Below are 24,439 nucleotides of genomic sequence, written 5' to 3'. Positions count from 1 at the left end.
ACATGTCTAACCGGTTCTTCCGTCGCACCGCCTTGCACGCTGCACTATTGGCACTACCTGTTGTTGCTAGCAACGTACATGCGGCTGATATTCCACAAATTAAAATTACCGTTAACGACAAGCAGTGTGAGCCAATGGTGCTGTCTGTTCCTGCCGGTAAAACTCAATTTATTGTTCATAATGCCAGCCAGAAAGGGCTGGAGTGGGAGATCCTCAAAGGCGTTATGGTGGTTGAGGAGCGTGAAAATATTGCACCGGGCTTTACTCAGAAGATGACGGCTAATCTGGAGCCGGGTGAATACGATATGACCTGCGGTTTACTCAGCAATCCGAAAGGCAAATTGACTGTGACTGCGGCAGGGGATCAGACTGCGGTAAAACCAGATGCGATGGCATTGGTTGGGCCGATTGCAGAATACAAAGTCTATGTGACACAAGAAGTTGCCCAATTAGTGACGCAAACTAAAGCTTTTACTGATGCAATCAAGAAAGGCGATCTGGCTCTGGCCCGTAAGTTGTATGCGCCAACCCGCCAGCATTATGAGCGCATCGAACCTATTGCTGAATTGTTCTCAGATTTGGATGGCAGTATCGATGCTCGTGAAGACGATTTTGAGCAGAAAGCTGCTGATCCTAAATTTACCGGTTTCCACCGTTTAGAGAAGATCCTGTTTGGTGACAACACCACCAAAGGTGCGGATAAATTTGCCGACCAACTGTATAAGGACACCCTTGAATTACAACAGCGCATCAGTGGCCTGACATTTGCGCCAAATAAAGTGGTCGGCGGTGCTGCGGGCTTAATCGAAGAGGTTGCGGCCAGCAAAATCAGTGGCGAAGAAGACCGTTACAGCCGTACTGACTTGTGGGATTTCCAGGCTAACGTTGATGGTGCACAGAAAATTGTTAATCTGCTGCGGCCATTGCTGGAAAAAGCCGATCAACCGCTGCTGCAAAAAATTGATGCTAATTTCAAAACCGTCGATAGCGTATTGGCAAAATATCGTACGAAAGCGGGCTATGAGTCTTACGAGAAATTAACTGATGCTGATCGCAATGCCATGAAGGGCCCGATTACGGCACTGGCGGAAGACCTTGCTCAGCTTCGTGGCGTATTAGGTTTGGATTGAGGCGTTCAGATGAGTAAGAAAACCGGCCCGCAACACGGGCCGTATCCACATGATAACGGGGCGGCCTTGCTGTCCCGCCGGCGTTTATTGCTGGGTATGGGCATGATGAGTGGCACTTTGGCGCTTGGTGGGGCAAAAATAGCCCGTGCCGCTGATTGCCCGGCACCTGAAGCCGCGCTTGCGCAAGATGAACGCTGGCAGAAGCAGCCCTTTTATGGTCAGCATCAGTCAGGGGTATTAACCCCACAGCAAGCGGCTATGATGCTGGTAGCGTTTGATGTACTGGCCACCGATAAGGCGGCTTTGACCCGATTATTCAAACTGCTGACTGAGCGACTGGCCTTCCTGACCAGTGGCGGGCATGCACCTTCGGTGAATGCCAAATTACCCCCGCTGGACTCTGGGATTATGGGGCCGGAAATTTACCCGGATAACCTGACCATCACAGTTTCTGTCGGGGATTCCTTGTTTGATGAGCGGTTTGGTTTGCAGGGGCAAAAACCCCTACGGCTACAAAAAATGGCGCGTTTCCCCAATGATTCACTGGATGCAGGCTTGTGCCATGGTGATATCTTGCTGCAAATTTGTGCCAATACTAATGAAACAGTGATTCATGCGCTACGCGACATTATCAAGCACTCGCCGGACTTACTCAGCGTAAGGTGGAAGCGTGAAGGCTTTATTTCCGCTCATGCGGCCCGCAGTAAAGGCAAAGAAACACCAATCAATTTGTTGGGCTTTAAAGACGGTACGGCAAACCCGAAAACCAGTGATAAGCCATTGATCAATCAAGTGGTATGGGTTCAGAGCAATATGGGGGAGCCTGCGTGGGCCGTCGGTGGTAGTTATCAGGCTGCGCGGATTATTCGCTTTAAAGTGGAGTTCTGGGATCGCACACCGTTACAAGAACAGCAAACCATCTTTGGCCGTGATAAACACAGCGGTGCGCCCTTGGGTAGCATACATGAACATGATGAGCCGGATTACACCAAAGATCCCGATGGCAATGTGATTAAGCTGGATGCACATATTCGGCTGGCAAATCCGCGTACCGCGGAAACCCAGAATAACCTGATGTTACGCCGTGGCTACAGTTACTCGCTGGGGGTGTCAAATTCAGGGCAACTGGACATGGGCTTACTGTTTATCTGCTATCAATCTGATTTGGAAAAGGCGTTCCTGACAGTACAAAAGCGCTTGAATGGTGAGGCGCTAGAAGAGTATGTCAAGCCGATCGGTGGGGGATATTTCTTCGTTTTGCCAGGGGTGACTGATGCTAACCACTATCTGGCTCAAGGGCTGCTTGAAGCCTAAATCTGTTTAATGAGCAAATGAGAGCACCGCTTTTATGCGGTGCTTTTTTTATTACCAGACAGCAGTATCTGTGCTCAAAGCAGATTAGAACGCTGTTTACGAAACCCGAGGCCAGGTCAGATATCGAGCAAAACTAACCGCTGTAGCATCATCAAGTCCAAAGAGAATTAGCTTACCAGTTTGGCGGTAATTTTCGCTACATGCTCACCCTGGAAACGGGCAATGGCAAGCTCTTCAGCACTTGGTTGACGGGAACCATCACCACCGGCAATAGTTGTTGCGCCATATGGAGTGCCGCCACGGGTTTGTGAAACATCAAATAACTCCTTGGCCCCATAACCGATTGGCACGATGATAAAACCGTGATGGGCTAGTGTGGTCCACGTGGAGGTGATGGTGTGCTCTTGCCCGCCGCCAGTACCGGTGGAGGAGAACACACTGGCAACTTTGCCGAACAGTGCGCCAGAAGCCCATAGCCCGCCGGTTTGATCAAGGAAGGTGCGCATTTGCCCTGCCATATTACCGAAACGGGTTGGCGTACCAAAAATGATACCATCGTAATCTGCCAGTTCTTGCGGCGTCGCGACCGGGGCTTGTTGGTTAGTTTTGCCGCCTGCGTTGGCGAAAGCGTCTGGCGGCATGGTTTCAGGGACCCGTTTGATGGTCACTTCAACGCCGTTAACTTTTTTGGCACCTTCGGCAATCGCACTGGCAAGTGTCTCGATATGCCCATACATGGAATAGTAAAGCACTAAAATTTTCGCCATCTCGCTATGCTCCAATCAAATTTATTGAATAATGCTGATGATGTAATCATAGTCGCTGCTAATGACACCTATTAACCATACGCCAATACAATCAGGCTGCAACTTATTAGTCGAGTGGAAAGTGCATAGGTTATGAGATAACCTTCTATTTCTGCTGATTTTTTAGTGCAATATCATTACAGATTACGTAACTTTTTTTGTAAGCGTTTTTGCTGCCAGCGCTCTACCCAATTGCCTAGCAAAAACTGATTTATTGCCCGCAGACACAGCGGAATACTTAGCCCTAGGACTACCCACCAGGCCCACATATAGCCAGGTGAAGTAAACCAATTGATAGCAAACAGTACCGCACACAGGATAACCGCCCGCAGCAACTGCCGCACGAAAGCCATTTCATCCTCAACCGCTTTGCGGGCATCAATGACGCGCTGGTCAACGGCTTGCGATGGGGTATCTTGTTCCTGAGAAGCATGTGGGCAATACAGTTCACCGACTTTCAGATCCATGACTGCTGCAATGGCACTCAGTGTTTCCAGACTGGCTTGTTCACCATTCTCTATGCGTTGAATCGTGCGCACACTCAAACTACAAAGCTCAGCCAATTGTTCTTGTGACCAGGCCCGGGCCAACCGTAATTCACGAATACGATACAGGTTCATACAAAGTTTCCTATGAGGTTTGAAGTGATATCAACAAACCTATGCCTAAGCCCTCGTCACTGCCACGACAGCAGCATGACATGTTCCCGACTCCTATCTGACAGTGTTACCACGACTTATTTAACTGACGCTTGTGAGCATTTCACCGTATTGCGTCACCTCTCCAGTATAAAACGTCTTAACGCTCTTGATTGAGCTTTTTGGCACAATAACAGAGCGTTATGGCACAATGTAAAAAAGCCTGTTTGCGTAAGCTACTCACTTACCTCATAGGAGAACCATCATGAAAAAAATAGCACTGTCTCTGGCGATTATCGCAGTATCGTTATCTGCTCAGGCACAAACCTTCAGCGTCAAAAGTAGCGATATGTCTGAAGGTAAGCCTTTACAAACCCAGCAGGTTTTTAACGGATTTGGCTGTGAGGGCGGGAATCAATCGCCACAGCTTTCATGGCAGGGCGCGCCAGCAGGAACCAAAAGTTTCGCCATAACCGCTTATGATCCTGATGCACCAACGGGGAGTGGCTGGTGGCATTGGACGGTGGTAAATATACCCGCCGATGTTCATTCATTGGCAACTAACGCTGGGCAGAGCAAAAATGGCACGTTACCTGTTGGTGCCGTTCAGGGGCGTAATGACTTTGGCTATGCGGGATTCGGGGGGGCTTGCCCACCAGTAGGGGATAAACCCCATCGCTATCAGTTCACGGTGTGGGCATTGAAAACCGATAAGTTACCTCTCAATAGCGACGCCAGTGGTGCATTGGTGGGGTTTATGCTCAACAGTAATGTGATTTCGAAAGCGCAACTGGTGGCCACCTATAGTCGCTAATTATTAACCCAAGAGCAGAAAGTATGCAGCAGATAAATCATAGCCAGATGGTCATCTCCAGCGCTGAAATTGTTGCCCGCCGGGCGCATACGTTGCATCAGGTCACGGTGTTTGCACCTGCACTGTGCCATGTCCGTCAGGGCAGTAAATTGGTGCAATGGGGGGCTCAGGCAGCGAGTGCCGGCCAGTCGTCGCTGATTTTGTTTCCTGCCGGTGCCGAAGTCAGTATCGCTAATACCCCGGAACGTGGGCATTACTGTTCTGATATGGTCTATCTGCCGCAAAGTTTATTACGCCGGTTTCGCCACTGGTACGGTGCCTTGGCGGTGACGCCAGCGCCTGCGCCATCGTTATGTGTTCCTCTGGATATCCATACTCGCCTTGCGTGGGATAGCTTATTACTCAATGTGAAGGGGCATGCGCCGGATGCACTATTACAGCATGCAGCTATGGGGGTTTTATTGGCACTTTATTTAGCCGGGCAGGCAGGGGTGTTATTAATCGACCGCCGGGATAAATGGGCGGAACAGGTACAACAAGTTTTACTGCTCGATCCGGCACGCAACTGGAGTGTGAGTGACGTCGCCCGCTCTTTGCATATTGGGGATTCAACTTTGCGGCGCAAACTGATGCAAGAAGATCGCAGTTTCCGCATGATTTTAGAGGAAGTCCGTATGGGGTGTGCGTTACATGCGTTGCAAACCACCTCACTTTCGATCGGCGAGATTGCCGCACAACACGGTTATATTTCACCGTCCCGTTTTACGTCGCGTTTTCAGCAGCATTTTGGCTTAACGCCACGCCGATTACGCGAAGCAATTACGACAGCGTAAGTCTGTAGGTAAAAAGCTGACTCCCGCGCCGGGAGTCAACTGATGATAATAAAGCAACCGCTATACCTGATGATGGCGACTTACTGATTACGATTGTCGTACAAGTAGGTTCTGCGTTTTTTCAAGATGATATAACCAATGGTTAGAATGATAAACCACAGCGGTGTCACCATCAGCGCTTGGCGGGTATCACTTTCCAAGGTTAATAGCACCAAGACAAAGGCAAAGAACGCCATGCATACCCATGACATGAAAATACCGGCTGGCATTTTGTAGATGGATTTTTTATGCAACGCCGGGCGTCTTTTGCGATACACCAGGTAAGAGCAAAGGATAATGGTCCAAACGAACATAAACAAAATCGCTGAAACCGTGGTGACCAGTGTAAAGACAGTCATTACGTTCGGGATTAGGTAAATGAGAACCACACCACCTAGCAAACAGATACAAGAGAATGTCAGGCCAGATGCAGGGACGGAACGGCGCGACAGCTTACCAAATTGCTTTGGAGCATCACCTTCTTTTGCCAAACCGAACAACATCCGGCTGGTAGAAAATACCCCGCTGTTAGCTGACGACGCCGCCGAGGTCAGGACCACAAAGTTGATCACACTCGCAGCGGCGGGTAACCCGACCAGGACGAATAACTCAACAAACGGGCTTTTATCAGCAACCACTGAACTCCATGGCGTTACTGACATAATCATAATCAATGAGAAAACATAGAACATGATGATGCGGATAGGGATGGAGTTGATAGCACGCGGTAATACCACTTCAGGATCTTTGGTTTCAGCGGCGGTGGTGCCAACTAACTCAATACCAACAAAAGCAAAAACGGCGATCTGGAAGCCCGCAAAGAACCCACTGATTCCTTTCGGGAACATCCCGCCATCATTCCATAAATGGGTAAATGACGCGGTGGTACCCGAAGGGGAGTGATAACTCATTAACACCATGGTTAAGCCGGCAAAGATCAGCGCCACGATTGCCACAATTTTAATCATGGCAAACCAGAACTCCATTTCACCGAACATTTTCACCGTGGCCAAATTCAGTGATAGCAACAGTAAAACTACTAGCAATGAGGCAACCCACTGGGAGAACCCGGGGAACCAAAACTGGGCGTAAGCCGTGATGGCAACCACGTCAGCAATACCGGTGATGACCCAACAAAACCAGTAGGTCCAGCCGGTGAAAAAACCTGCCCAAGGGCCGAGTAAGTCGGCAGCAAAATCACTGAATGATTTATATTTCAGATTCGATAGCAGCAGCTCACCCATAGCCCGCATCACGAAAAACAGCATAAAACCGATTATCATATAAACGAAAATAATCGACGGCCCGGCAAGGCTGATGGTTTTACCCGATCCCATAAACAATCCGGTACCTATAGCCCCACCAATAGCAATTAGCTGGATATGGCGGTTGGAGAGGCTCCGTTGAAGGTGCTCTTCAGGTTCCGGCAACTGTTCTGCCACTATTTTGGATTGGTCTACCATCTTTCCCATTCCCTCTTCCTGTATTTGTGAAGTTGTTGAGCTCTATGTTGGCTCTTTGGTCTTAGCATGTCTGTCTGTCTGTCTGTCTGTCTGTCTGTCTGTCTGTCTTTTGGATTTTTTGTATGCTTTAAGTACAATCAGTGAATTATTTAATATCTTCGCAACAATAATTACACAATACGCCTCGTTTTCCAGTGTTTATATTTCACACACTGAATTTTGTTAAGTTCATCACAGCATCTGGAATTACAACATGAAGTTACATAACTAACAATAATCGTAAAGAACAGATGAATAAATAATCTCCAGAGAGGGATATAAAACAGTATAAACAGAAAAATCTGATGAAATGTTTGACAGCCAAGGCTAACAGGAGAATAATTAACGCCGTTGGGTCGTTAGCTCAGTTGGTAGAGCAGTTGACTCTTAATCAATTGGTCGCAGGTTCGAACCCTGCACGACCCACCAACAAAATCAATCACTTAGCATTAATCTCTAATTTCAAATCTGTTTCATGGGACATATTTGGGACACAATCATTAAATATTGCGTCTATTTGTCTGGCATGTTCATTTAAATTATTCGGTGAAAGATGGGCATATTTTTTCACCATTTCAATATCGTCCATCCTCACATTTTTTATAATATATAAATAGTGAACCCCGATTAGGCTAATCAACTTCTTTATGTAAGTCTTAACCATAACAATGGGTAGATACTTTAAAACGCCAATATCAATTGAATAAATAAAATTGAATAAATATCAACCATGATTATCGGCTTGTGCTGGTGACTTTATTTTTCTGTGTGGTTGTGATAATCGTAATAATTTATTTGCTAAGATTGTACAATAAAAATCTTAGTTTCCCATAATATCTAGGGGCAGTGATAATGAGGGGTTTGTGATCAGTAAATACCCATGGTGATCGAAAGCGGAAATCGCTCAAACGTTTGATACTGCCTTTCCTGAGCATATCCTTTCTATTTTAGGCTAAACGTCGAGGCACGATGGCTGGATGCCAGCCATGCTGGGCGGGGTTCAATGAGTCAAACAACTATTTTTTGTATTAACACGACAATTTATTGTACTTTTTATCTCGGATAAAACAAAAGAGCCGCGCGTTAGCGAGACTCTTATAGTGGTTACTGAAAAATAAAATTGATGGTTCCAGCAACCAGTAGCAAAAATACAGCATATTGTAAGTAGTAGGCAGACATTGTTTTCATATTTTTCCTCCTGGGTATTGTTACTCTTAGTTAAGCAATATCTGCGCCATATCTAACTAATTGAAAAATTGGTTATTTCTATTATGGATAACTAAGGTGGTGCCCCTATTTAGGGAGTTGGCACCATTTAGGGGCATATCGCCTATCTCTCTTCTGGCTGATTTATTGTTTAGGCCGTTAGTTTTGATTTGATTAATTATTAACGCGACGGCTTGCTGATGCTTTGATAAGTGTAATAGCACATGAAATTAACTCTTAGATAAAGGGGGCTTTTTAGTGCGTAACTCTAACTTATGCGTGTACATGGAAGAATCGGCGGCAGCAAGTAATTCATTAATCGGTGTGTCTTTATCTAAGTTGCAATTGGCATATCCCACACTAAAGCCAATATTATAACCACGCAATTCTTGGCTATTACGTAATTCTAAGGCAATTTTAAAGCGATTTAATATTTCTGGTATATCGTTGCAACTCGATGCCGTTAGTAATGTGACAAATTCATCGCCACCCAGGCGGGCGACAACATCCGTCTCACGAAAGAAAAGCTGTAACTCTTCAGCGAAAGTCACTAATGCCTTATCACCTTCGGCATGCCCATAGCAGTCATTTATTTCTTTAAAATCATTTAGATCAAAGAAAATCAAAGTGGCAGGAATATTATTATGCGAACAAAACGTTAGTGCATGCTGAGCTAAAATCTCAAAACCCCGACGATTGGTTAACTGTGTTAACTCATCAATAGTTGCCAATTGAACAGCAGCAATTTCTTGCTCGGCCATTTTTGCTAAATCACATAAAAGTTGCTGATCGTATTCATCCAAAATGCGTGGTTTAAGGTCGATAAGACAAAGTGTCCCAAGTTTACTGCCATTGGGAACAACCAGTGGACAGCCTGCATAAAAACGAATGCCAGGATCGTCGGTAACTAATGGATTGTCACTAAAACGGATATCGTCAAGGGCATTGGGCACTAAGAGGATATCGTCACCTAAAATGGCATGACCACAAAAAGATATATCTCTGGGCGTCTCGCTGGTTACCAACCCTGGATGTGATTTAAACCATTGACGATTTACGTCAACGATAGATATGAGCGCAATAGGCACATCAAATAACCGTTTAGCTAAGCGGGTGATACGATCAAAGCGTTCTTCAGGAGAAGTGTCGAGAATATTATAAGCGCGTAATGTAGCAATTCTCTTAGCCTCATCTTGAGGTATTAGGGGAGCTTGCATATTCATCCTCTCCTGTGGTTTACCCTACCCACTAAGCGCAGAAGGTTGCTAACAAGGATTAGCTACAGTGAACAATAATTATTTGGCATGGACACAAATTAGTATCATAAAAGAAAATAAACGCGTTGAAAAATAAAGAATTTTATCAACTATGAGACAACACTTAGTCGCCGTAAACTCAATCCAAAAGTCGATTTAAAACATCACACGTTGGCAACCATAACCATGCAGTGTTCACTGTCATCAGACTCAATTCCCCGGCCAAATGATCGCTTGTGCCGCAATTATCGTCTTTTTCTCTGTGTCATAAGCGATTGAGGGGGAGCCGTATAATACATAACCAAGCATCAATTGATCTGAAACTCGGTTACAAAATGATGAGTCATCGGGGCCGGTAATCAATCGGTACATCGGTAATCCATCTGGCGGTATAGTGTTCATATACAACCCTCATTTTAGTTCACTAGTCGTGAGTATGTTTTTGTACATTTTCTCTGGCCGCTGCTTTGGCGTCTTCAGCCAACTGCTCAATTTGCTCTTCAGTAAGTTGTTCTGAAGCTTCATGAATTTTGGCTAACCCTTCATTAACTGTTGTTTCTTCGTGATTTTTATCAGGCATACTGCACTCCCTTCTCGTGTTAGATTCAATCTATACTATAGGTCATTTAACCCTATTAAGGGTGTTTATAATGAGAGAGTGGATCAAATTGTAACGACCAAGATCTACAATTTTATTCTACTGACAGCGGCGGCAACATCTGACGAATGGTTTCCCACGCTGGCGCGCCAGCTAATCTATCAACGGAACGGTTACGTTTTACATAATTTGGAAAACAGCCTGATTGTCATAAATATTCTGAGTCATATCGCTTTCCCTTTAAATTAACTTCTAACGACTGAATGAAAATAATCAATAGTTTAGCACTAATAGTAGGATATTAAATATGCAGGAGGGAAACGAATGTTATTCTTTCGTTGTAAATACGTGATGTCTGAGATTAGCCAGATGCTATTGAAATAGAATATCGAATAGTTAAAACTATTTAATATGGGCCGTGGGATAAGATTATCACTATTCGGATTCTGTTATTTATCGGAAAATAGCCTAAACTTTATACAGTGCGTGTTGACGACCTTGGTTAACCGTTCTGGAAGGGGTTCCTTCCGTTTGGCGTTTCCCAAAGACTGATAAAGCGTGAATATACTGCGAGGGCAGGTAGTCACTATGCCAGATTAAGGCACTTTATCCCTGATTAGATGCTTCTCTTGAAGGAGATAGCGATGACTCCCGCACAAATACTGATTATTCTGGTGCTAACACTCTTTGCATTGTACCGCCAGTCGGTCAGCCATGAGATGTCTTTAGGCCCCGCCCGTTTTAAATGGGCCTGGGTTTACGGGATGGTCGGTCTGGTAGTTGGTGGAACATATATGCCAGCTACAATGACTTCCTGGGTAGTTCTAGGTAGCGCTGTTTTATTTAGTGTTGTTGTTGGTGTTTTGCAAGGCCGCCTTATAGAGATTTGGCGTGAACCTGATGGACGTATTTTTTGCAAGGGTACACCATTGACGATAACTTTATTTCTGTTACTGGTTGGTTCTAAATGGATTATAGGGACACTGCAATATCTTTATAATCAACCGACTGAGCAAGGTGGATTTGGTGAAATCCTGATCATGATTGCAATAATGGCAGCATTTCAGGTTGAAATTGTCAGGCGGCGTATTCGGGTCTTATACCCTGATAATCCGGTTGATTCATTGCCTGAAGGACAGTAAGAATGCCTATTTTGGCTAACAGTCGAAGGACTGACTGCTAGCCGAATATAGCGGGCCCATAGGCATTTTCAAAAGCTGTATCAATCGACAATGAAAAGTTTGGCCCCTGAGACTGTTGATGAACGATGTGCTTCTGCGTCATCAGCAACCTGATAACTCATACCTGCTTTCAATACGAAAACTCGACCATCGTTCAATTCAGTGCTCAGTTCGCCGTCGAGGCATAGCAAAATATGCCCTTTAGAACACCAATGGTCAGCGTTGTATCCGGCACTGTACTCAACCATACGGACTCGAACACTTCCGAAAAACTGTGTTCGCCAGTAGGCGACCCCTTGCTCCCCTTTATGCTCAGTTTTTTCTATTACTGACCAATCGGTGATACCGAAGGGGATATCCACTATTCTCATTTAAATTACCTCTTGTTAATGCTGGCAAACCTTACATTAACTCACTATTAAAACGAATACACAGTCTATTACTTTATTACCAATCCAACTTTTATAAAGTGGGCCATACTGTGAGATATACGGTTAAATGGAGTCATCAAGTCTATGAATAATCCGACAATTTTCCAGTTTTTTCATTGGTACTATCCTGATGGTGGTAAGTTATGGCAGGAAGTCTCAGAGCAAGCTGCACATATTAGCCAACTAGGAATTAATATCGTTTGGCTTCCTCCCGCATATAAAGGTGCTTCAGGAGGATATTCTGTAGGATATGACACCTATGACCTGTTTGACTTAGGGGAATTCAATCAAAAGGGCACTCAGGCAACTAAATATGGCGATAGAGAAGGTTTACAGAATGCAATTAATCGATTGAAGGAAAATGGCATAAAAGTTCTTTTTGACGTGGTATTCAATCACAAAATGGGGGCGGATGAAAAAGAACAGGTAAGTGTCCGTAAAGTCAATCCTGACAACCGAACTGAAATAGACGATGATATTATTGACGCTCTAGCCTACACCCGTTTTACCTTTCCTGGTCGCAATAAAATTTATTCATCCTTTGTTTGGGATAAACAGTGTTTTACCGGAGTCGATTATATTGAAGAACCTTCAGATGACGGTATTTTTAAGATAGTAAACGATTACAGCGATGAGGGGTGGAATACAGAGGTTGATGATGAGTTAGGTAATTTTGACTATCTGATGGGGGCAGATATAGATTTTCGTAACCCTGACGTCATGTCGGAGTTAAAATACTGGGGAAAATGGTTGCTGGAGACACTGCCAATTGATGGTTTTAGACTGGATGCAGTAAAACATATCCCAGCATGGTTTTTTAAAGCGTGGATAGAATATATACAAAATGAAATAGACCATGATTTACTGATTATTGCGGAGTATTGGTCCCCTGACATCGAAAAGTTACAACAATATTTGGCACGGGTAGATGGCAATGTAATGTTGTTCGACGTTGCTTTACATCACACGTTTCATGAAGCGTCAAAACAGGGTGAAGATTTTGACCTGACGCAAATATTCAACGGGTCCTTGCTTGAAGTTGACCCGTTACATACCATTACTTTGGTGGCCAATCATGACACTCAGCCACTTCAATCACTGGAAGCACCGGTAGAACCTTGGTTTAAGCCTTTAGCTTACGCGTTGATTTTAATCCGAGAACAAGGTATCCCATGTATTTTTTATCCCGACCTGTTTGGTGCTAATTATCAAGATAATGGCGAAGATGGGGGGACTTATCAGATAGAAATGCCGGTTGTTGCTGAATTGGAGGCGTTAATTCAAGCCAGGCAACGTTTTGCCCATGGTGCACAGACTGATTATTTTGATGATAAAAACTGTATTGCTTTTGTGCGTGCAGGCACGGCGGAGGCACCGGGTTGCGTAGTGATTCTTTCTAATGGTGCTGAAAGTGAAAAAACAATCACCTTTGGCGAAGGTTTTGAAAATAAAGAGTTTGCTGACTATTTAGGTAATCGTCAGGATATTATTACTACCGATGAGGGTGGTGGGGCAATATTCCCTGTCAATGGTGGGAGTGTTAGCCTTTGGGTATTGAAAGAGCTTCTGTAGCAAATGGGAATGAACATTTTCATATAATAAGATGAAATATCACCTTAAATGAAGCGCTAAGCCGTTATGTTTTGCACGACTTAGCGCTCAGTCATTATTTTCTTAGTTCAATGATGGCTGATTAATTTGAAAGAAGCGGATAATCTGACGCAATTCTGCACCTTGCTCAGTTAATGATTGAGCAGCAGCAGCAGCCTGCTCAACCAACGCCGCATTTTGTTGAGTAACTTGATCCATTTGCTCTACGGCAATACCGATCTCTTGAATACCAATATGTTGTTCATGTGATGCAGTAGATATTTCCCCGACAATATGGGCAACTTTCCCCACCGAATCGACAATCTCGCCCATCGCTTGACTGGCATGGTCAGCGCGTTCTGAACCCGCATTAATTTTTTCAACAGTACCGACAATTAATTGTTTTATCTCTTTGGCTGCATTTGCGCTTTTCTGAGCCAAAGTGCGCACTTCGCTTGCGACAACGGCAAATCCCTTACCTTCAGTGCCAGCTCGTGCGGCTTCAACTGCAGCATTTAGCGCTAATATATTGGTTTGAAAGGCAATACCTTCAATAACAGCAATTATATCGACAATCTTCTTCGAGCTTTTCGTTATTTCCTGCATGCGAAGTAGCATTTCATCAACAATAGCCCCGCCTTCAGTCGCGGTCGCTGCTGTATTAACCGCCAGCTCACTTGCTTGTCGGGCATTATCCGCATTCTGACGTACAGTTTGGGTTAATTCTTGCATATTAGCGGAGGTTTGAATCAGAGAGGATGCTTGCTCTTCAGTTCGTTGTGATAAGTCCGCATTTCCCTGAGCAATCTGATTCGAGGCGACAGAAATTGATTCACTGCCGTGCATGATCTCATTAATGGTTTTCTTCAATTGCTGGTTCATGATGTTCAGAGAAGCCAGCAAGCTATGATTATCTCCTGGGCGAAGTTTTATTTCAGTCGATAAATTCCCGGCTGCGATATGCCCCATAATAGCTACCGCGTAGGCCGGTTCGCCCCCTAATAAACGAGACAAATTACGGGCAATCATGACCGCAAGCAGTGCGGAGATGAAAACAGCGAAAAGTAATAAAGCGATGAGTACGTTTTTGGCGGTATTAAAACTTTGTTGACCATCCGTTGCAGCTTGTTCTCCACCCTGAACTTCCAGTACGACTAATTCAGCGAGATCTTTCATCAACTGCGTACGGTATTTTCTTGATGTATCACCACTAATTTTAGTGGCTTCAGCTAATTGATTATTATTAACCGCATCAATAACGAGACTGTTTGCCTGAGAGAAATGGTCAAAATCTGACGTTATTCTCTTGAATAACATTGAGTGATTGTAACCTTCCGGTAATTTTATAAACCTATCTTGTGCAGCACGGAAATTGTCTACAGCTTGTAATATCTCCAGACGATGCCCTTCACGCTCTTTTTCTGTCGATGAAGCGATGTACTGAACTTGCTGTAGGCGCAATTCTGCTAAGACGCCCCGCATTTCTAATGCATAGCGAACACCTGGTAACCAACTGTCACGGTAAGCTTCCAGTCTGGAGTTATTATTGCTTAACTGCGATAGGGCCACTGCACCTAGCAATAACATCATGACAATAACGACAGAGAAACCTGAGAGTAACTTTGTCAGAATGGAGAGGTCGGAGAACTTTTTCATAAACATTACGCATATTAAATTTAGGTATAATGTATAACGGCAAATGACATGAATTCTTGATGTAATAAAACTACTTAATTTAATTTTTTAAACATTTTTCATGTCATTACAAAACATAGAGTAATGTTACATTTTTAGGCTTTTTTATCGTTTTTTATATTAGGTGCAGATGATTAGTCTTATAATTTAGTTATTGCTCTATCTTCTGCTTTAAAATTATGAGGGTTTGATACTGCTGTATTTTTAAATTAACTATTTATTAACGTTATTCTGGTGTTTATGATGTTTTTAGACAGATATTTTATATTTTCCGCATCCCTTCCTTTATCTTGTCTGTGGGCCTTAATCGTTTTTAAGGAGTGTGCTAAGCTCGAAGTATCAAAACTTTAGGTGGTTCATCATGGTCTTTGTCATTCTTTGGTTTGCTATTGCAGGGTTAAGTGAGTATCTGGTGTGGGGGTATCCACTGTTGGCAGTGTTTCTGGCTCTGTTTTTTGTGGTGCTCGGTGGGTACTGGGTTTACAGAATCAGAAAAATTCAAGTAAGTGATGAGCCTTCTGATGAATTAAGATCAAGATCTATCAGTAATTTGAACCTGACCTTCTCTGTGATCATGCTGGCTATTCATGCCCTCGTTTTATTACTACTACGCTGAAAATGGTATGGTTTTCGCTAACGGTGCCATTGGCTCCAAACGGATATGAGTATCCAGGCAGCGATGACCCAGCATAAAACGGCAGCGGTCAAGGCAAGTGGTAAGCGTAAATGGTTAATTAGAAAATAAAGTGATATCAAATAGATAATGTAAGGAATTATAGCCCATAAGCCGAATATAATTGTTGTGCGTAGTGCTTCGATGCTACGTTCACTGGCTACAATATAGTGTGCGATGAGAGCAAACGTAGGGAATAGTGGGATTAAACCGGCAATATAGTAATTGCGTGTCTTTGATAATAACCCAATCAATACTACAACCGCAGCCCCGATTAACGCTTTAAGTAACAGTCCCATCACTATCTCGAAAGATTAAAAAAGAAGCTGCCAATAGAATATATCTCAATGAAAAAAAAGAAATTCCTATATCTGGCAGCATAATAGAATAGGACTATTGCATCTTGTTGCTTATTGACGATAGCCGTTTTTGATTTGCGCAAGGGTATTGGTGAAAACTTCAGCTTGAGCACTGTCTTCGATACCGGCAATGGAACGTTCGATATTCAAGATTACTTTCCCAGCATCGGCTTGGCCGATCGCTTTTAGCATTAGCGTTAATGTTGCTTTCAAGCACGCAACTTCATTTGCTAAAGTTTCTGGGTCAGCAGAAGTGGTAAAGTCTGGATTACTCATTTTTTTTCCTGAAGTGAGAGCTTGCCTGTGGACAAAGTGATTTGGGTTAACCCAGCATCGCAGTGAACATTCGCGGCATTATTAAACAGTTATACCATTATATCATAAACTGATGGTCAGCTTTGATAACCTGTGCTCAATCTTTATTTCGTGGTTAAAAACTGGGTTGGTGGCGGGCAGGGAGGTGAATGCTTGAACGATGATTCCTACGATCATGTGAGTATTATCTTAATTAAGTAAGATTTGTTCATAAAAATCATATCATTTCTGAATACATAATTGGTGTCAAAAAATCACTCATTTTGAGAGTGAATATGAGATAAACAATAAATAAACAAAACTAAGAATAATTCCTATAGCGTAGAAATAGCCGATCCTATGTGGTATCAATATGTTGTGCTTTTTTTCGTGAAAATAATTTTCAGAATGTCAGCAATTAGCATTTTTATGAAAAACGGCGCTGTGCCAAGAAAACTCTCAAAAAAACTTTTCTTTTTTATCATGTCGTTAATTGATAAGTCAGCGATTTTATGTACATAGTCAAAATGATGATAAAAATAATATCTGTCAAACAATATAGATATGAATTTGCAATTATTCTGTATTCATTCTTTGGCCGAAAACAAGTAATATCATTGTCGTAAACATAGCGTGATTAGGTTACTCCCTTATTTTTGGAGAATTTTCTTTGATTAGCGTTCTTCTTGTTGATGACCACGAACTGGTGCGCGCAGGGATTCGACGCATTCTTGAAGATATCAAGGGTATCAAAATAGCGGGCGAGATGCAGTGTGGTGAAGATGCGGTAAAATGGTGCCGTAGCCACGCTGTCGATATCGTTTTGATGGATATGAATATGCCCGGTATCGGCGGGTTGGAAGCAACCCGCAAGATTTTGCGTTTTTCTCCAGATACTAAAGTTATTATGCTAACTATCCATACTGAAAACCCATTGCCCGCAAAAGTCATGCAGGCTGGCGCCGGTGGGTATTTGAGCAAGGGTGCGGCACCTCAGGATGTTGTTACGGCGATCCGTGCTGTTCATTCGGGGCAACGTTACATAGCTTCTGACATTGCACAGCAGATGGCGCTGGGCCAGTTGGAACCTCCGGTGGAGACGCCTTTTAGTTGTTTATCAGAGCGTGAGTTACAAATTATGCTGATGATCACAAAAGGGCAAAAGGTGAATGACATCTCGGAGCAACTTCATCTGAGCCCGAAAACGGTGAACAGTTATCGCTACCGGATGTTTAGCAAACTTAATATTAGTGGTGATGTTGAATTGACCCATCTGGCCATTCGGCACGGTCTGTTTAACGCGGAGACGTTGTCTAATAGTGACTGATTGTTTTGATTCTAAAGAGTTTTTGAAAACTGTCACCAGCCAGCCTGGCGTTTACCGTATGTATGATAAAACGGGGACAGTTATTTATGTTGGTAAAGCAAAAGACCTTAAGAAGCGTCTGACGAGCTATTTTCGTGCTCAGGTTGCCAGCCGAAAAACGGAGACCTTGGTTAAGAATATTGCTCAAATTGATGTGACCGTGACGCATACTGAAACGGAAGCATTACTGCTTGAGCATAACTATATCAAGCTTTATCAGCCTCGTTACAACGTATTGTTGCGTGATGATAAGTCATATCCTCTTATTTTCTTGAGTGCGGATACTCATCCGCGCTTAGCAATTCACCGTGGAGCTAAGCATGAGAAGGGGGAGTACTTTGGTCCGTTCCCAAACTCTTATGCTGTCCGCGAAACATTAGCATTATTGCAAAAACTTTTTCCAGTAAGACAGTGTGAAAACAGTGTCTACCGCAACCGTTCGCGGCCTTGTCTACAGTATCAGATTGGCCGCTGTTCTGGCCCCTGTGTCGCGGGGTTGGTGAGTGATGACGAGTATCAACGTCAGGTCGATTATGTGCGTTTGTTCCTTTCGGGCAAAGACCAACAGGTGCTAACACAACTGATTTCCCGTATGGAAGAAGCCAGTAAATTGTTACATTTCGAGGATGCGGCACGTATTCGAGATCAAATACAGGCTGTAAGGCGTGTTACGGAACAGCAGTTTGTTTCTGGCGACAGTGAAGATCTGGATGTTATCGGTGTGGCGTTTGATGCCGGATTAGCTTGCGTTCATGTGCTATTTATCCGACAAGGAAAAGTGCTGGGCAGTCGAAGTTACTTCCCAAAAGTTCCCGCAGGGACTGAACTAAGCGAAGTGGTCCAGACCTTCGTCGGGCAATTTTACTTGCAAGGAAGTCAAGGGCGAACGCTTCCTGGTGAGATTTTGCTGGATTTCACCCTTGAGGAAAAGGATCTGTTGGCCTCCTCACTTTCTGAACTGGCCGGAAGAAAAATTCAGATTCAAAGCCGCCCGAGGGGGGACCGAGCACGCTATCTTAAACTTGCACGCACCAATGCCTCAACCGCATTGATAACTCGCTTATCACAGCAGTCAACAATACATCAGCGAATGAAAGAGCTAGCTAAGATTCTTAATATTGATGAGATCAACCGTATGGAGTGTTTTGATATCAGCCATACGATGGGAGAGCAGACTGTTGCGTCTTGTGTCGTATTTGATGCAAATGGTCCTGTACGTTCGGAATATAGGCGCTACAATATTAGTGGTATAACGCCCGGTGATGATTATGCGGCTATGTCTCAAGTGCTTAAGCGCCGATATGGTAAGGCATTAGATGACAAAAAAATTCCTGATGTTATTTTTATTGATGGCGGGAAAGGCCAGTTATCTCAGGCTTTTGACGTATTTGCTTCTCTTACTGTTCCTTGGGATAAGCAAAAGCCTTTATTGGTTGGTGTTGCCAAGGGCAGTGATCGCAAAGCAGGGTTGGAAACATTGTTTCTGGAGGCTCAAGGGGAGGGTTTCTCGTTGCCGCCAGACTCACCAGCATTGCATTTGATTCAACATATTCGTGATGACTCGCATAATCATGCGATAACCGGACATAGACAGCGTCGTTCTAAAGTAAAAAATACCAGTGCATTAGAAACGATAGAGGGAGTTGGCCCTAAACGGCGGCAAATTTTGCTGAAGTATATGGGGGGACTGCAACCTTTACTTAATGCGAGCGTCGAGGAAATTGCAAAAGTGCCGAGTATTTCACAAGCATTGGCAGAAAAGATCTACAATGCATTGAAACACTGAGGCTAATGTTGCACCATACTCATAATATCCACCCCAGCCAGATAGTTATCGTAGCATTATGCAATTGAATATACCGACTTGGCTTACCCTGTTTCGTGTTGTACTCATCCCATTCTTCGTTCTGGCGTTTTATTTGCCATTCGTTTGGGCTCCGATGGTTTGTGCCATCATATTTGTGTTTGCAGCAGCAACCGATTGGTTTGATGGCTTTTTAGCCCGCCGCTGGAAACAAACTACCCGTTTTGGGGCTTTTCTTGACCCTGTAGCGGATAAAGTTATGGTTGCCATCGCATTAGTGTTGGTTGCTGAGCATTATCATGTCTGGTGGATCACTCTACCGGCGGCAACGATGATTGCCCGTGAAATTATCATTTCTTCCCTGCGTGAGTGGATGGCTGAAATCGGTAAACGCAGCAGTGTTGCGGTATCATGGATTGGTAAAGTGAAGACAACGGCTCAAATGGGATCTTTGGTGGGGTTACTTTGGCGTCCTGACCATAACATAGAGCTTGCCAGTTTTGTTCTTCTCTACATTGCTGCGGTACTGACATTCTGGTCAATGTTTCAATATTTAAACGCTGCCTGGAATGATTTGCTCGAACCTTGATCGAAGCGCCGCAAAAAGCAGCAAACGAACACATTAGTCAGATAATTTTATTGACTCATTGCGTCAGGTAAGTAGAATGCATCGCATCAGACGGCAGCAACCAAATGTCGAAAGATAGCAAAAGAATCAGTAAGTTCTGATGTTGCGGGAATAGCTCAGTTGGTAGAGCACGACCTTGCCAAGGTCGGGGTCGCGAGTTCGAGTCTCGTTTCCCGCTCCAAATTAATAGGTTGGCTTAAAAGCGGATCTAAGCTGTAAAGGCAAAGAAGAATAAGGCGCGTTGGCAGAGTGGCCATGCTACGGATTGCAAATCCGTCTACCTCGGTTCGACTCCGGGACGCGCCTCCAGTTTTCCAGAGCCCGGGTGGTGAAATCGGTAGACACAAGGGATTTAAAATCCCTCGGCTTATGGCTGTGCGGGTTCAAGTCCCGCCCCGGGCACCATGGAAAATATTCTAAGTAAAACAAAGTAGTATGAGTATGTCGTTAACCGCCGAGAGGCGGTTTTTTTGTGCCTGAAATCACCTTTCACCATTGTTTCGCCATATCACTTCGCCACATCTTGCCCGCCCACAACTGGAACAATATTAATTTTTCTATCATATCTTGCGGTCTGTGATGCGTTTTTGTGCCCTGAGATTGCCTGCTTGTCATATAGCGAACCAGTTAGATCTGAGATACCTTTTGCTTTCAGATCATGGAACGTGAAATTAAACTCCAGTTCTGGATATTTCACAGCAGCCGCTTTTTTTGCTTTCATCCAGTGTGCGTTAAAACTATCGCGGGTGAAGCGTGATCCCGATTGCTGGTGTAACAAATAGATACTCATAACACCGTGGTTTAGAGGAAGGGTACCCGCCTGCCGTATAGACTCATGCAGCCTAGGTGTCCAAGCTTTAATTTGGGCAACGCCAGTTTTGCTCTGTTGTATAAGTATACCATTCTCCAGCAACTAAATCGCCGCATGTCTATCGGTGAGGAAATGCAGCATCGGTTTGCTATTAAAGAAACTCGGTCAAAATTGAAAGGTACTATTGGCAGTCGCCTGATGAATGAGAGGAAGAAGGAAAAGAGTATCTTGGCAGTTGAGCATGACCACATAATGCAGATTACCGCCCCTGCAATGCTTTCCATCATGGAAGCTAAAGACTGTTCACATCATCAATAATACAAAATCCCAGATCGTTGATTGATGTAGGGCGTTTAGGCGTTCTCTTCTCTAGTTGTAGTGGCAAAGGCGGTACTCCTCGAACGGTATAGTATACTATACTGAGCGCTGTCATCTAACGAACAATCCAAGCCACTGGCCTTATAAGCTGGTGGCTTTTCATTTGAAATATTTATCTAGTGGATCGAAGTATCTGTACTTTCTGTAGAAAGCTAACCAGTAAGCTAGTCCCATCAAGCCCCCGACAGCAGAAAGCTTGAAACAAGTTATTTTTCGGTTTGTAAGAAACTCAAAAAATGAGTATTCACCTTTCCATATATCAACCAGATCACCACCAATAATCAGATCTAGTACCAGATACATTGCTGGGATAGCGGCAGCATAGGCTGCTGTTAGATAGATGAATAGAAATAGTCGATACTTTGTATCAATATGCATGCAAAAAACTCGTTAAAAGAAATAGTAATACCAAGCCATCGAGACATCTTAGCAAGTATTTCAGAGCTTCGGCATAGCCCGAGGCTTTTCTATTTTGAGTAATACCATGCCACCCACAATACCGCGACCGCGAGCCTGATGTAAGCATGGTTGCCGTCATACTACCACTGACCGTTCGAGCTACTGCACCTAACACCAGATGTTATGATGCCCCCAAGAATAAAGAAGCCCTGTAGGCACAGCGGCTGCGCAGCTCTAACTATTGATATAACGGGCTACTGTGATAAGCATAAGCCTGAACATGCGAGTGATGGCTGGAAGCGGCATAAGCCGGGACAATCACGGCATGAGCGTGGTTAACAGCGCTTTCATGCCGGTATAGCGGCCATCCTGTGTGGATCCACCAATGATGTTTGACGTGGTTTCAGCTTCGGTTTCACCCTGCGCCACACGAACAACTACGGTGAGTGGCTTGGTTTGGTGGCTGATGGCATCCAGTGAATGGGCCAATGTGCCGGTTTCACCGGCTTTGCCACTAGCGGCCAGCACATCGGTGAGTAATACCGGGGTATTGAGTGGAAACAGGGGGGCGTCAGCATCATCGGAGGTACAGACCATCCCGACCACCCCGTACTGACAGTGCGGATCGGGCGAGTGCCTTCGCTAATCTCAATGACGCGCACACCATGGTGGTAATCGGTTGCAGACATGCGTTTTTCTCCGGTTAAGCGTTCATTCGCTATGATGCCGGATACTATGATGCCGGATAATTACGCGTGGGGCAGGTGATGGGGTTGTGTGAGGGATGACACAAAAAACCAGATACGCAGATCAGCGATATTATCTGCATGAAAACCGACTACATCACGAATATTAGTATTATGCAGTGTTTCGTGTTGTAGCCGGTTTTTGCGGTGTAACCTTTATATCTCATTGTATTTACGGATCAACTCCTACAGCTTCAAGATTATTGTGGATAGGCTCACCGTCAATAAATCTATTTCAGTGGTGACCTATCTGTTGTGTTAGAGGGCGTACACTACTTCGAGTGGCTCCTCGCTGTCCCGTAGATAAGTACTGTGCAACGCATCAATTTGCTGCCACAAAATAAGAGAAAGAACCTCTTTAGCATCGGCACGATCAAGGGTAACGATGGCGTAAATCAGCGCACGGCAGTGGTCGATAAGCTCTTCTACTTCGCAGGGGTGTCATCGTACATAGCGCACCTCCGGTAGCAGAGGGGCAGATGAAGAAACAGGTGTGGGAATAACAATGATATTGCTGGTAAATAATGACAGGTGTTTAGTCGTCAGATCCATGATGACTACCTCTTTGGTAGGGGGACTAATCACCACCTTGAGGTTCCAATCTCTTTATGGGTGGTGAACTGAGCGAGGTTGGAACTACCGGTTACCAAAGAACCCGGCGCATCTTGCGATGCCCCCACCCAGTTCACCGTTTCTTGCATATTACAGGTGTCACTGTGCCCGCACATAATAGCCGTGTCTACGGTCGTGCGCTTTGGTAATTTCCGGGGTTCCAAACTCGACCGCGGATTTTGCCGTTGCGGCGTGACTATAGCCCAGCGACGTTCTGCCGTGCAATCAGCCAGCATCACTTTAGGACAAACATTTTTTGTGGAAAAATAGGGGGTTATCGTGATGATGCGTTAAAGAATGGATGAGGCAACAAAGAGTAAGAAATAAAAAGGGAAAGGAGTGATAAACAGCGCAAACAGACGACGTTTAAGGCAACATCGCCTGTTAAAAGTAGGGATTTAGCTAGCAACTTAATGGCAAATTTGTGCCAGTTCTTTATCGCTTAGACCTGTCAACTTCATGACTTCAGTGCGGTCATAACCATTAGCGAGCATCGAGCTGGCAATCTTCAGGGCCATTTCTTGTACCCCTTCCACTCGGCCTGCTTGATGGGCTTTATATTCCAATTTCTGTGCAATCGTCATAAGTTCCTCCTCGTGCTGTGGCAGGTGGTGGGCCAGATCGCGGATAAACCTTTCCGGCTCAGCCGTGTCACCATTTTGTAGTATGTAATGTATCACAGAGATTAGCTGATCTTTGCTAGTGTAACCGTTCGATAACAACCTGACCAGTTCATCCGATAATTCGGACAGGTCACGTTGACGAATGTGTTTCTGCAACAGCTCCAGTAAGGCGACACGCTTATGTGTCATGATTTCGTCATCGGGGATAACGGTCACATCAATCAACGGAAAGTTGCCGCCATACAGTTCCCCCGCAAGCGTGGGTGCACTGAATGCTTGTAACCAGCTCATGGGATACGGGTACGGCGTGACCATCCCATGATAGAACAACATGGGAATGACCAGAGGCAGTTTGTCGTGTCCGGCATCAAGATGGCTCTGCATAGCGGCGATGGCATAGCGCATCAGGCGAAAAGCCATATGCTTGTCGGGAGAACTTTGATGCTCGATCAGCGCGTAAACATAGCCATCCTGTCCCTGCATTTTTAGTGAGTAAAGCACGTCAGAGTAGTAGGCTCGCAGGTCATTTTCAATAAAGTTGCCCGACTCCAGCCGCAGTGTTTTCAGGTCACAGATTTTCCGCAGGGCGGGTGGCAAGTGAATATCCAGCAGATCATAAGCCGTTTCGGGTTTGGTGACGAAATTTTTAAAAAGTGCATCATGGGGTGTAGGGGTCGTTTTCATCGGGCGATAATAGTCATGGGTATCAGTGT

22 protein-coding genes, 4 tRNA genes and 5 pseudogenes are annotated in these 24,439 nt (G+C 44.6%); 15 read left to right on the top strand and 16 right to left on the bottom strand.

Translation table 11 applies throughout. From position 1 onward, the window contains the following. The first annotated feature begins 2 nt into the window (after window positions 1-2). Both efeO and efeB read left to right on the top strand, forming a co-directional pair. Entirely contained in the window at window positions 3-1,130 is a 1,128-nt protein-coding gene (efeO, locus tag EL015_RS12465; protein ID WP_005189427.1) for an iron uptake system protein EfeO, read from the top strand. Window positions 1,131-1,139: 9 nt separating this feature from the next. After that, a complete protein-coding gene (efeB, locus tag EL015_RS12460; RefSeq protein ID WP_005189430.1) occupies window positions 1,140-2,444 on the top strand; it encodes an iron uptake transporter deferrochelatase/peroxidase subunit in 1,305 nt (434 codons plus the stop codon). 167 nt (window positions 2,445-2,611) lie between these two features. Here the strand turns inward: efeB and wrbA are convergent, their stop codons facing one another. Continuing rightward, window positions 2,612-3,211: an NAD(P)H:quinone oxidoreductase gene (wrbA, locus tag EL015_RS12455; RefSeq protein ID WP_005189433.1), complete on the bottom strand. Its 600-nt coding sequence runs from the start codon at window positions 3,209-3,211 to the stop codon at window positions 2,612-2,614. 176 nt (window positions 3,212-3,387) lie between these two features. After that, window positions 3,388-3,870 carry a helix-turn-helix domain-containing protein gene (locus EL015_RS12450; protein ID WP_005189436.1) on the bottom strand — a complete coding sequence of 161 codons (483 nt, stop codon included), beginning with the start codon at window positions 3,868-3,870 and terminating at the stop codon, window positions 3,388-3,390. Window positions 3,871-4,153: 283 nt separating this feature from the next. Between EL015_RS12450 and EL015_RS12445 the strand changes: the two genes are divergently transcribed. Next, the gene (locus tag EL015_RS12445) at window positions 4,154-4,702 is read left to right on the top strand and encodes a kinase inhibitor (RefSeq protein WP_005189438.1); all 549 of its coding nucleotides are present in this window, start codon (window positions 4,154-4,156) and stop codon (window positions 4,700-4,702) included. 23 nt (window positions 4,703-4,725) lie between these two features. After that, window positions 4,726-5,535, top strand: a complete 810-nt coding sequence (locus EL015_RS12440; RefSeq protein ID WP_005189441.1) for a helix-turn-helix transcriptional regulator — start codon at window positions 4,726-4,728, stop codon at window positions 5,533-5,535. Window positions 5,536-5,615: 80 nt separating this feature from the next. Here the strand turns inward: EL015_RS12440 and cycA are convergent, their stop codons facing one another. Continuing rightward, on the bottom strand, window positions 5,616-7,037 hold the full coding sequence (gene cycA / locus EL015_RS12435; RefSeq protein WP_186367965.1) for a D-serine/D-alanine/glycine transporter: 1,422 nt from the start codon (window positions 7,035-7,037) through the stop codon (window positions 5,616-5,618). Between the two features lie 392 nt (window positions 7,038-7,429). Between cycA and EL015_RS12430 the strand changes: the two genes are divergently transcribed. After that, window positions 7,430-7,505 (top strand) — tRNA-Lys (locus EL015_RS12430). Between the two features lie 10 nt (window positions 7,506-7,515). Here EL015_RS12430 and EL015_RS22085 read toward each other — a convergent pair. The 4 genes and pseudogenes from EL015_RS22085 to EL015_RS21725 all read right to left on the bottom strand — a co-directional run. Next, window positions 7,516-7,662 (bottom strand): annotated as a pseudogene (locus EL015_RS22085) (integrase); the annotation flags it as partial. An 850-nt stretch (window positions 7,663-8,512) separates the two neighbouring features. Further along, a complete protein-coding gene (locus tag EL015_RS12425) occupies window positions 8,513-9,499 on the bottom strand; it encodes a sensor domain-containing diguanylate cyclase (protein ID WP_032907167.1) in 987 nt (328 codons plus the stop codon). A gap of 249 nt (window positions 9,500-9,748) precedes the next feature. Then, window positions 9,749-9,940: a DUF1737 domain-containing protein gene (locus EL015_RS12420; protein ID WP_032907168.1), complete on the bottom strand. Its 192-nt coding sequence runs from the start codon at window positions 9,938-9,940 to the stop codon at window positions 9,749-9,751. Window positions 9,941-9,962: 22 nt separating this feature from the next. Further along, window positions 9,963-10,118 (bottom strand): hypothetical protein, encoded by a 156-nt coding sequence (locus EL015_RS21725; RefSeq protein WP_005189453.1) that lies wholly within the window; start codon window positions 10,116-10,118, stop codon window positions 9,963-9,965. A 662-nt stretch (window positions 10,119-10,780) separates the two neighbouring features. On the opposite strand from EL015_RS21725, the gene EL015_RS12410 reads away from it, so the two are divergent. Beyond that, window positions 10,781-11,278: a hypothetical protein gene (locus EL015_RS12410; RefSeq protein WP_005189458.1), complete on the top strand. Its 498-nt coding sequence runs from the start codon at window positions 10,781-10,783 to the stop codon at window positions 11,276-11,278. Between the two features lie 80 nt (window positions 11,279-11,358). Here EL015_RS12410 and EL015_RS12405 read toward each other — a convergent pair whose 3' ends face one another. Continuing rightward, window positions 11,359-11,688 carry a DHCW motif cupin fold protein gene (locus EL015_RS12405; RefSeq protein ID WP_032907169.1) on the bottom strand — a complete coding sequence of 110 codons (330 nt, stop codon included), beginning with the start codon at window positions 11,686-11,688 and terminating at the stop codon, window positions 11,359-11,361. 144 nt (window positions 11,689-11,832) lie between these two features. Between EL015_RS12405 and amyA the strand changes: the two genes are divergently transcribed. Continuing rightward, the gene (amyA, locus tag EL015_RS12400) at window positions 11,833-13,320 is read left to right on the top strand and encodes an alpha-amylase (RefSeq protein ID WP_005189466.1); all 1,488 of its coding nucleotides are present in this window, start codon (window positions 11,833-11,835) and stop codon (window positions 13,318-13,320) included. Between the two features lie 102 nt (window positions 13,321-13,422). Here the strand turns inward: amyA and EL015_RS12395 are convergent, their stop codons facing one another. Next, a complete protein-coding gene (locus EL015_RS12395) occupies window positions 13,423-14,994 on the bottom strand; it encodes a methyl-accepting chemotaxis protein (protein WP_032907171.1) in 1,572 nt (523 codons plus the stop codon). 400 nt (window positions 14,995-15,394) lie between these two features. Here EL015_RS12395 and EL015_RS12390 point away from each other — a divergent pair, with 400 nt between their 5' ends. Next, the gene (locus tag EL015_RS12390) at window positions 15,395-15,649 is read left to right on the top strand and encodes a hypothetical protein (protein WP_005189472.1); all 255 of its coding nucleotides are present in this window, start codon (window positions 15,395-15,397) and stop codon (window positions 15,647-15,649) included. A gap of 17 nt (window positions 15,650-15,666) precedes the next feature. Here the strand turns inward: EL015_RS12390 and EL015_RS12385 are convergent, their stop codons facing one another. Both EL015_RS12385 and EL015_RS12380 read right to left on the bottom strand, forming a co-directional pair. Beyond that, entirely contained in the window at window positions 15,667-16,005 is a 339-nt protein-coding gene (locus tag EL015_RS12385) for a GlpM family protein (RefSeq protein ID WP_005189474.1), read from the bottom strand. 111 nt (window positions 16,006-16,116) lie between these two features. Next, complete coding sequence (locus tag EL015_RS12380) at window positions 16,117-16,341, bottom strand: DUF2594 family protein (RefSeq protein WP_005189477.1); 225 nt, start codon at window positions 16,339-16,341, stop codon at window positions 16,117-16,119. A gap of 688 nt (window positions 16,342-17,029) precedes the next feature. Here EL015_RS12380 and uvrY point away from each other — a divergent pair. From uvrY to EL015_RS12350, 6 genes are all read left to right on the top strand, one after another. Beyond that, complete coding sequence (uvrY, locus tag EL015_RS12375) at window positions 17,030-17,686, top strand: UvrY/SirA/GacA family response regulator transcription factor (RefSeq protein ID WP_032907172.1); 657 nt, start codon at window positions 17,030-17,032, stop codon at window positions 17,684-17,686. Then, entirely contained in the window at window positions 17,679-19,511 is a 1,833-nt protein-coding gene (gene uvrC / locus EL015_RS12370; RefSeq protein ID WP_032907175.1) for an excinuclease ABC subunit UvrC, read from the top strand. The genes uvrY and uvrC overlap by 8 nt, the downstream gene beginning before the upstream one ends. A gap of 58 nt (window positions 19,512-19,569) precedes the next feature. After that, window positions 19,570-20,118 (top strand): CDP-diacylglycerol--glycerol-3-phosphate 3-phosphatidyltransferase, encoded by a 549-nt coding sequence (gene pgsA / locus EL015_RS12365; protein WP_005189490.1) that lies wholly within the window; start codon window positions 19,570-19,572, stop codon window positions 20,116-20,118. Window positions 20,119-20,262: 144 nt separating this feature from the next. Continuing rightward, window positions 20,263-20,338 (top strand) — tRNA-Gly (locus EL015_RS12360). Between the two features lie 54 nt (window positions 20,339-20,392). After that, window positions 20,393-20,466: transfer RNA gene (locus EL015_RS12355), tRNA-Cys, on the top strand. 10 nt (window positions 20,467-20,476) lie between these two features. Next, window positions 20,477-20,562, top strand: a tRNA-Leu gene (locus EL015_RS12350). 103 nt (window positions 20,563-20,665) lie between these two features. Here the strand turns inward: EL015_RS12350 and EL015_RS12345 are convergent. Next, window positions 20,666-21,070: pseudogene (locus tag EL015_RS12345) on the bottom strand (site-specific integrase); the annotation flags it as partial. Here EL015_RS12345 and EL015_RS12340 point away from each other — a divergent pair. Next, window positions 21,068-21,286, top strand: a pseudogene (locus EL015_RS12340) (Rha family transcriptional regulator); the annotation flags it as partial. The pseudogenes EL015_RS12345 and EL015_RS12340 sit on opposite strands and share 3 nt — an antisense overlap. 159 nt (window positions 21,287-21,445) lie before the next feature. Here the strand turns inward: EL015_RS12340 and EL015_RS12335 are convergent. The 4 genes and pseudogenes from EL015_RS12335 to EL015_RS12315 all read right to left on the bottom strand — a co-directional run bounded on the left by EL015_RS12335 (window position 21,446) and on the right by EL015_RS12315 (window position 24,410). After that, window positions 21,446-21,724: a hypothetical protein gene (locus EL015_RS12335; RefSeq protein WP_032906236.1), complete on the bottom strand. Its 279-nt coding sequence runs from the start codon at window positions 21,722-21,724 to the stop codon at window positions 21,446-21,448. A gap of 354 nt (window positions 21,725-22,078) precedes the next feature. Next, window positions 22,079-22,434, bottom strand: a pseudogene (locus EL015_RS12325) (phage tail protein); the annotation flags it as partial. A 315-nt stretch (window positions 22,435-22,749) separates the two neighbouring features. Further along, a pseudogene (locus EL015_RS12320) lies at window positions 22,750-22,943 on the bottom strand (hypothetical protein). Between the two features lie 570 nt (window positions 22,944-23,513). After that, window positions 23,514-24,410 (bottom strand): Rpn family recombination-promoting nuclease/putative transposase, encoded by an 897-nt coding sequence (locus tag EL015_RS12315; protein ID WP_072103853.1) that lies wholly within the window; start codon window positions 24,408-24,410, stop codon window positions 23,514-23,516. Between the last annotated feature and the right edge of the window lie 29 nt (window positions 24,411-24,439).

This window comes from Yersinia intermedia (assembly GCF_900635455.1).
Taxonomy (GTDB): domain Bacteria; phylum Pseudomonadota; class Gammaproteobacteria; order Enterobacterales; family Enterobacteriaceae; genus Yersinia; species Yersinia intermedia.
The sequence above is the reverse complement of the archived record's forward strand: the minus strand, read 5'-3'. Positions and strand labels throughout refer to the sequence as shown.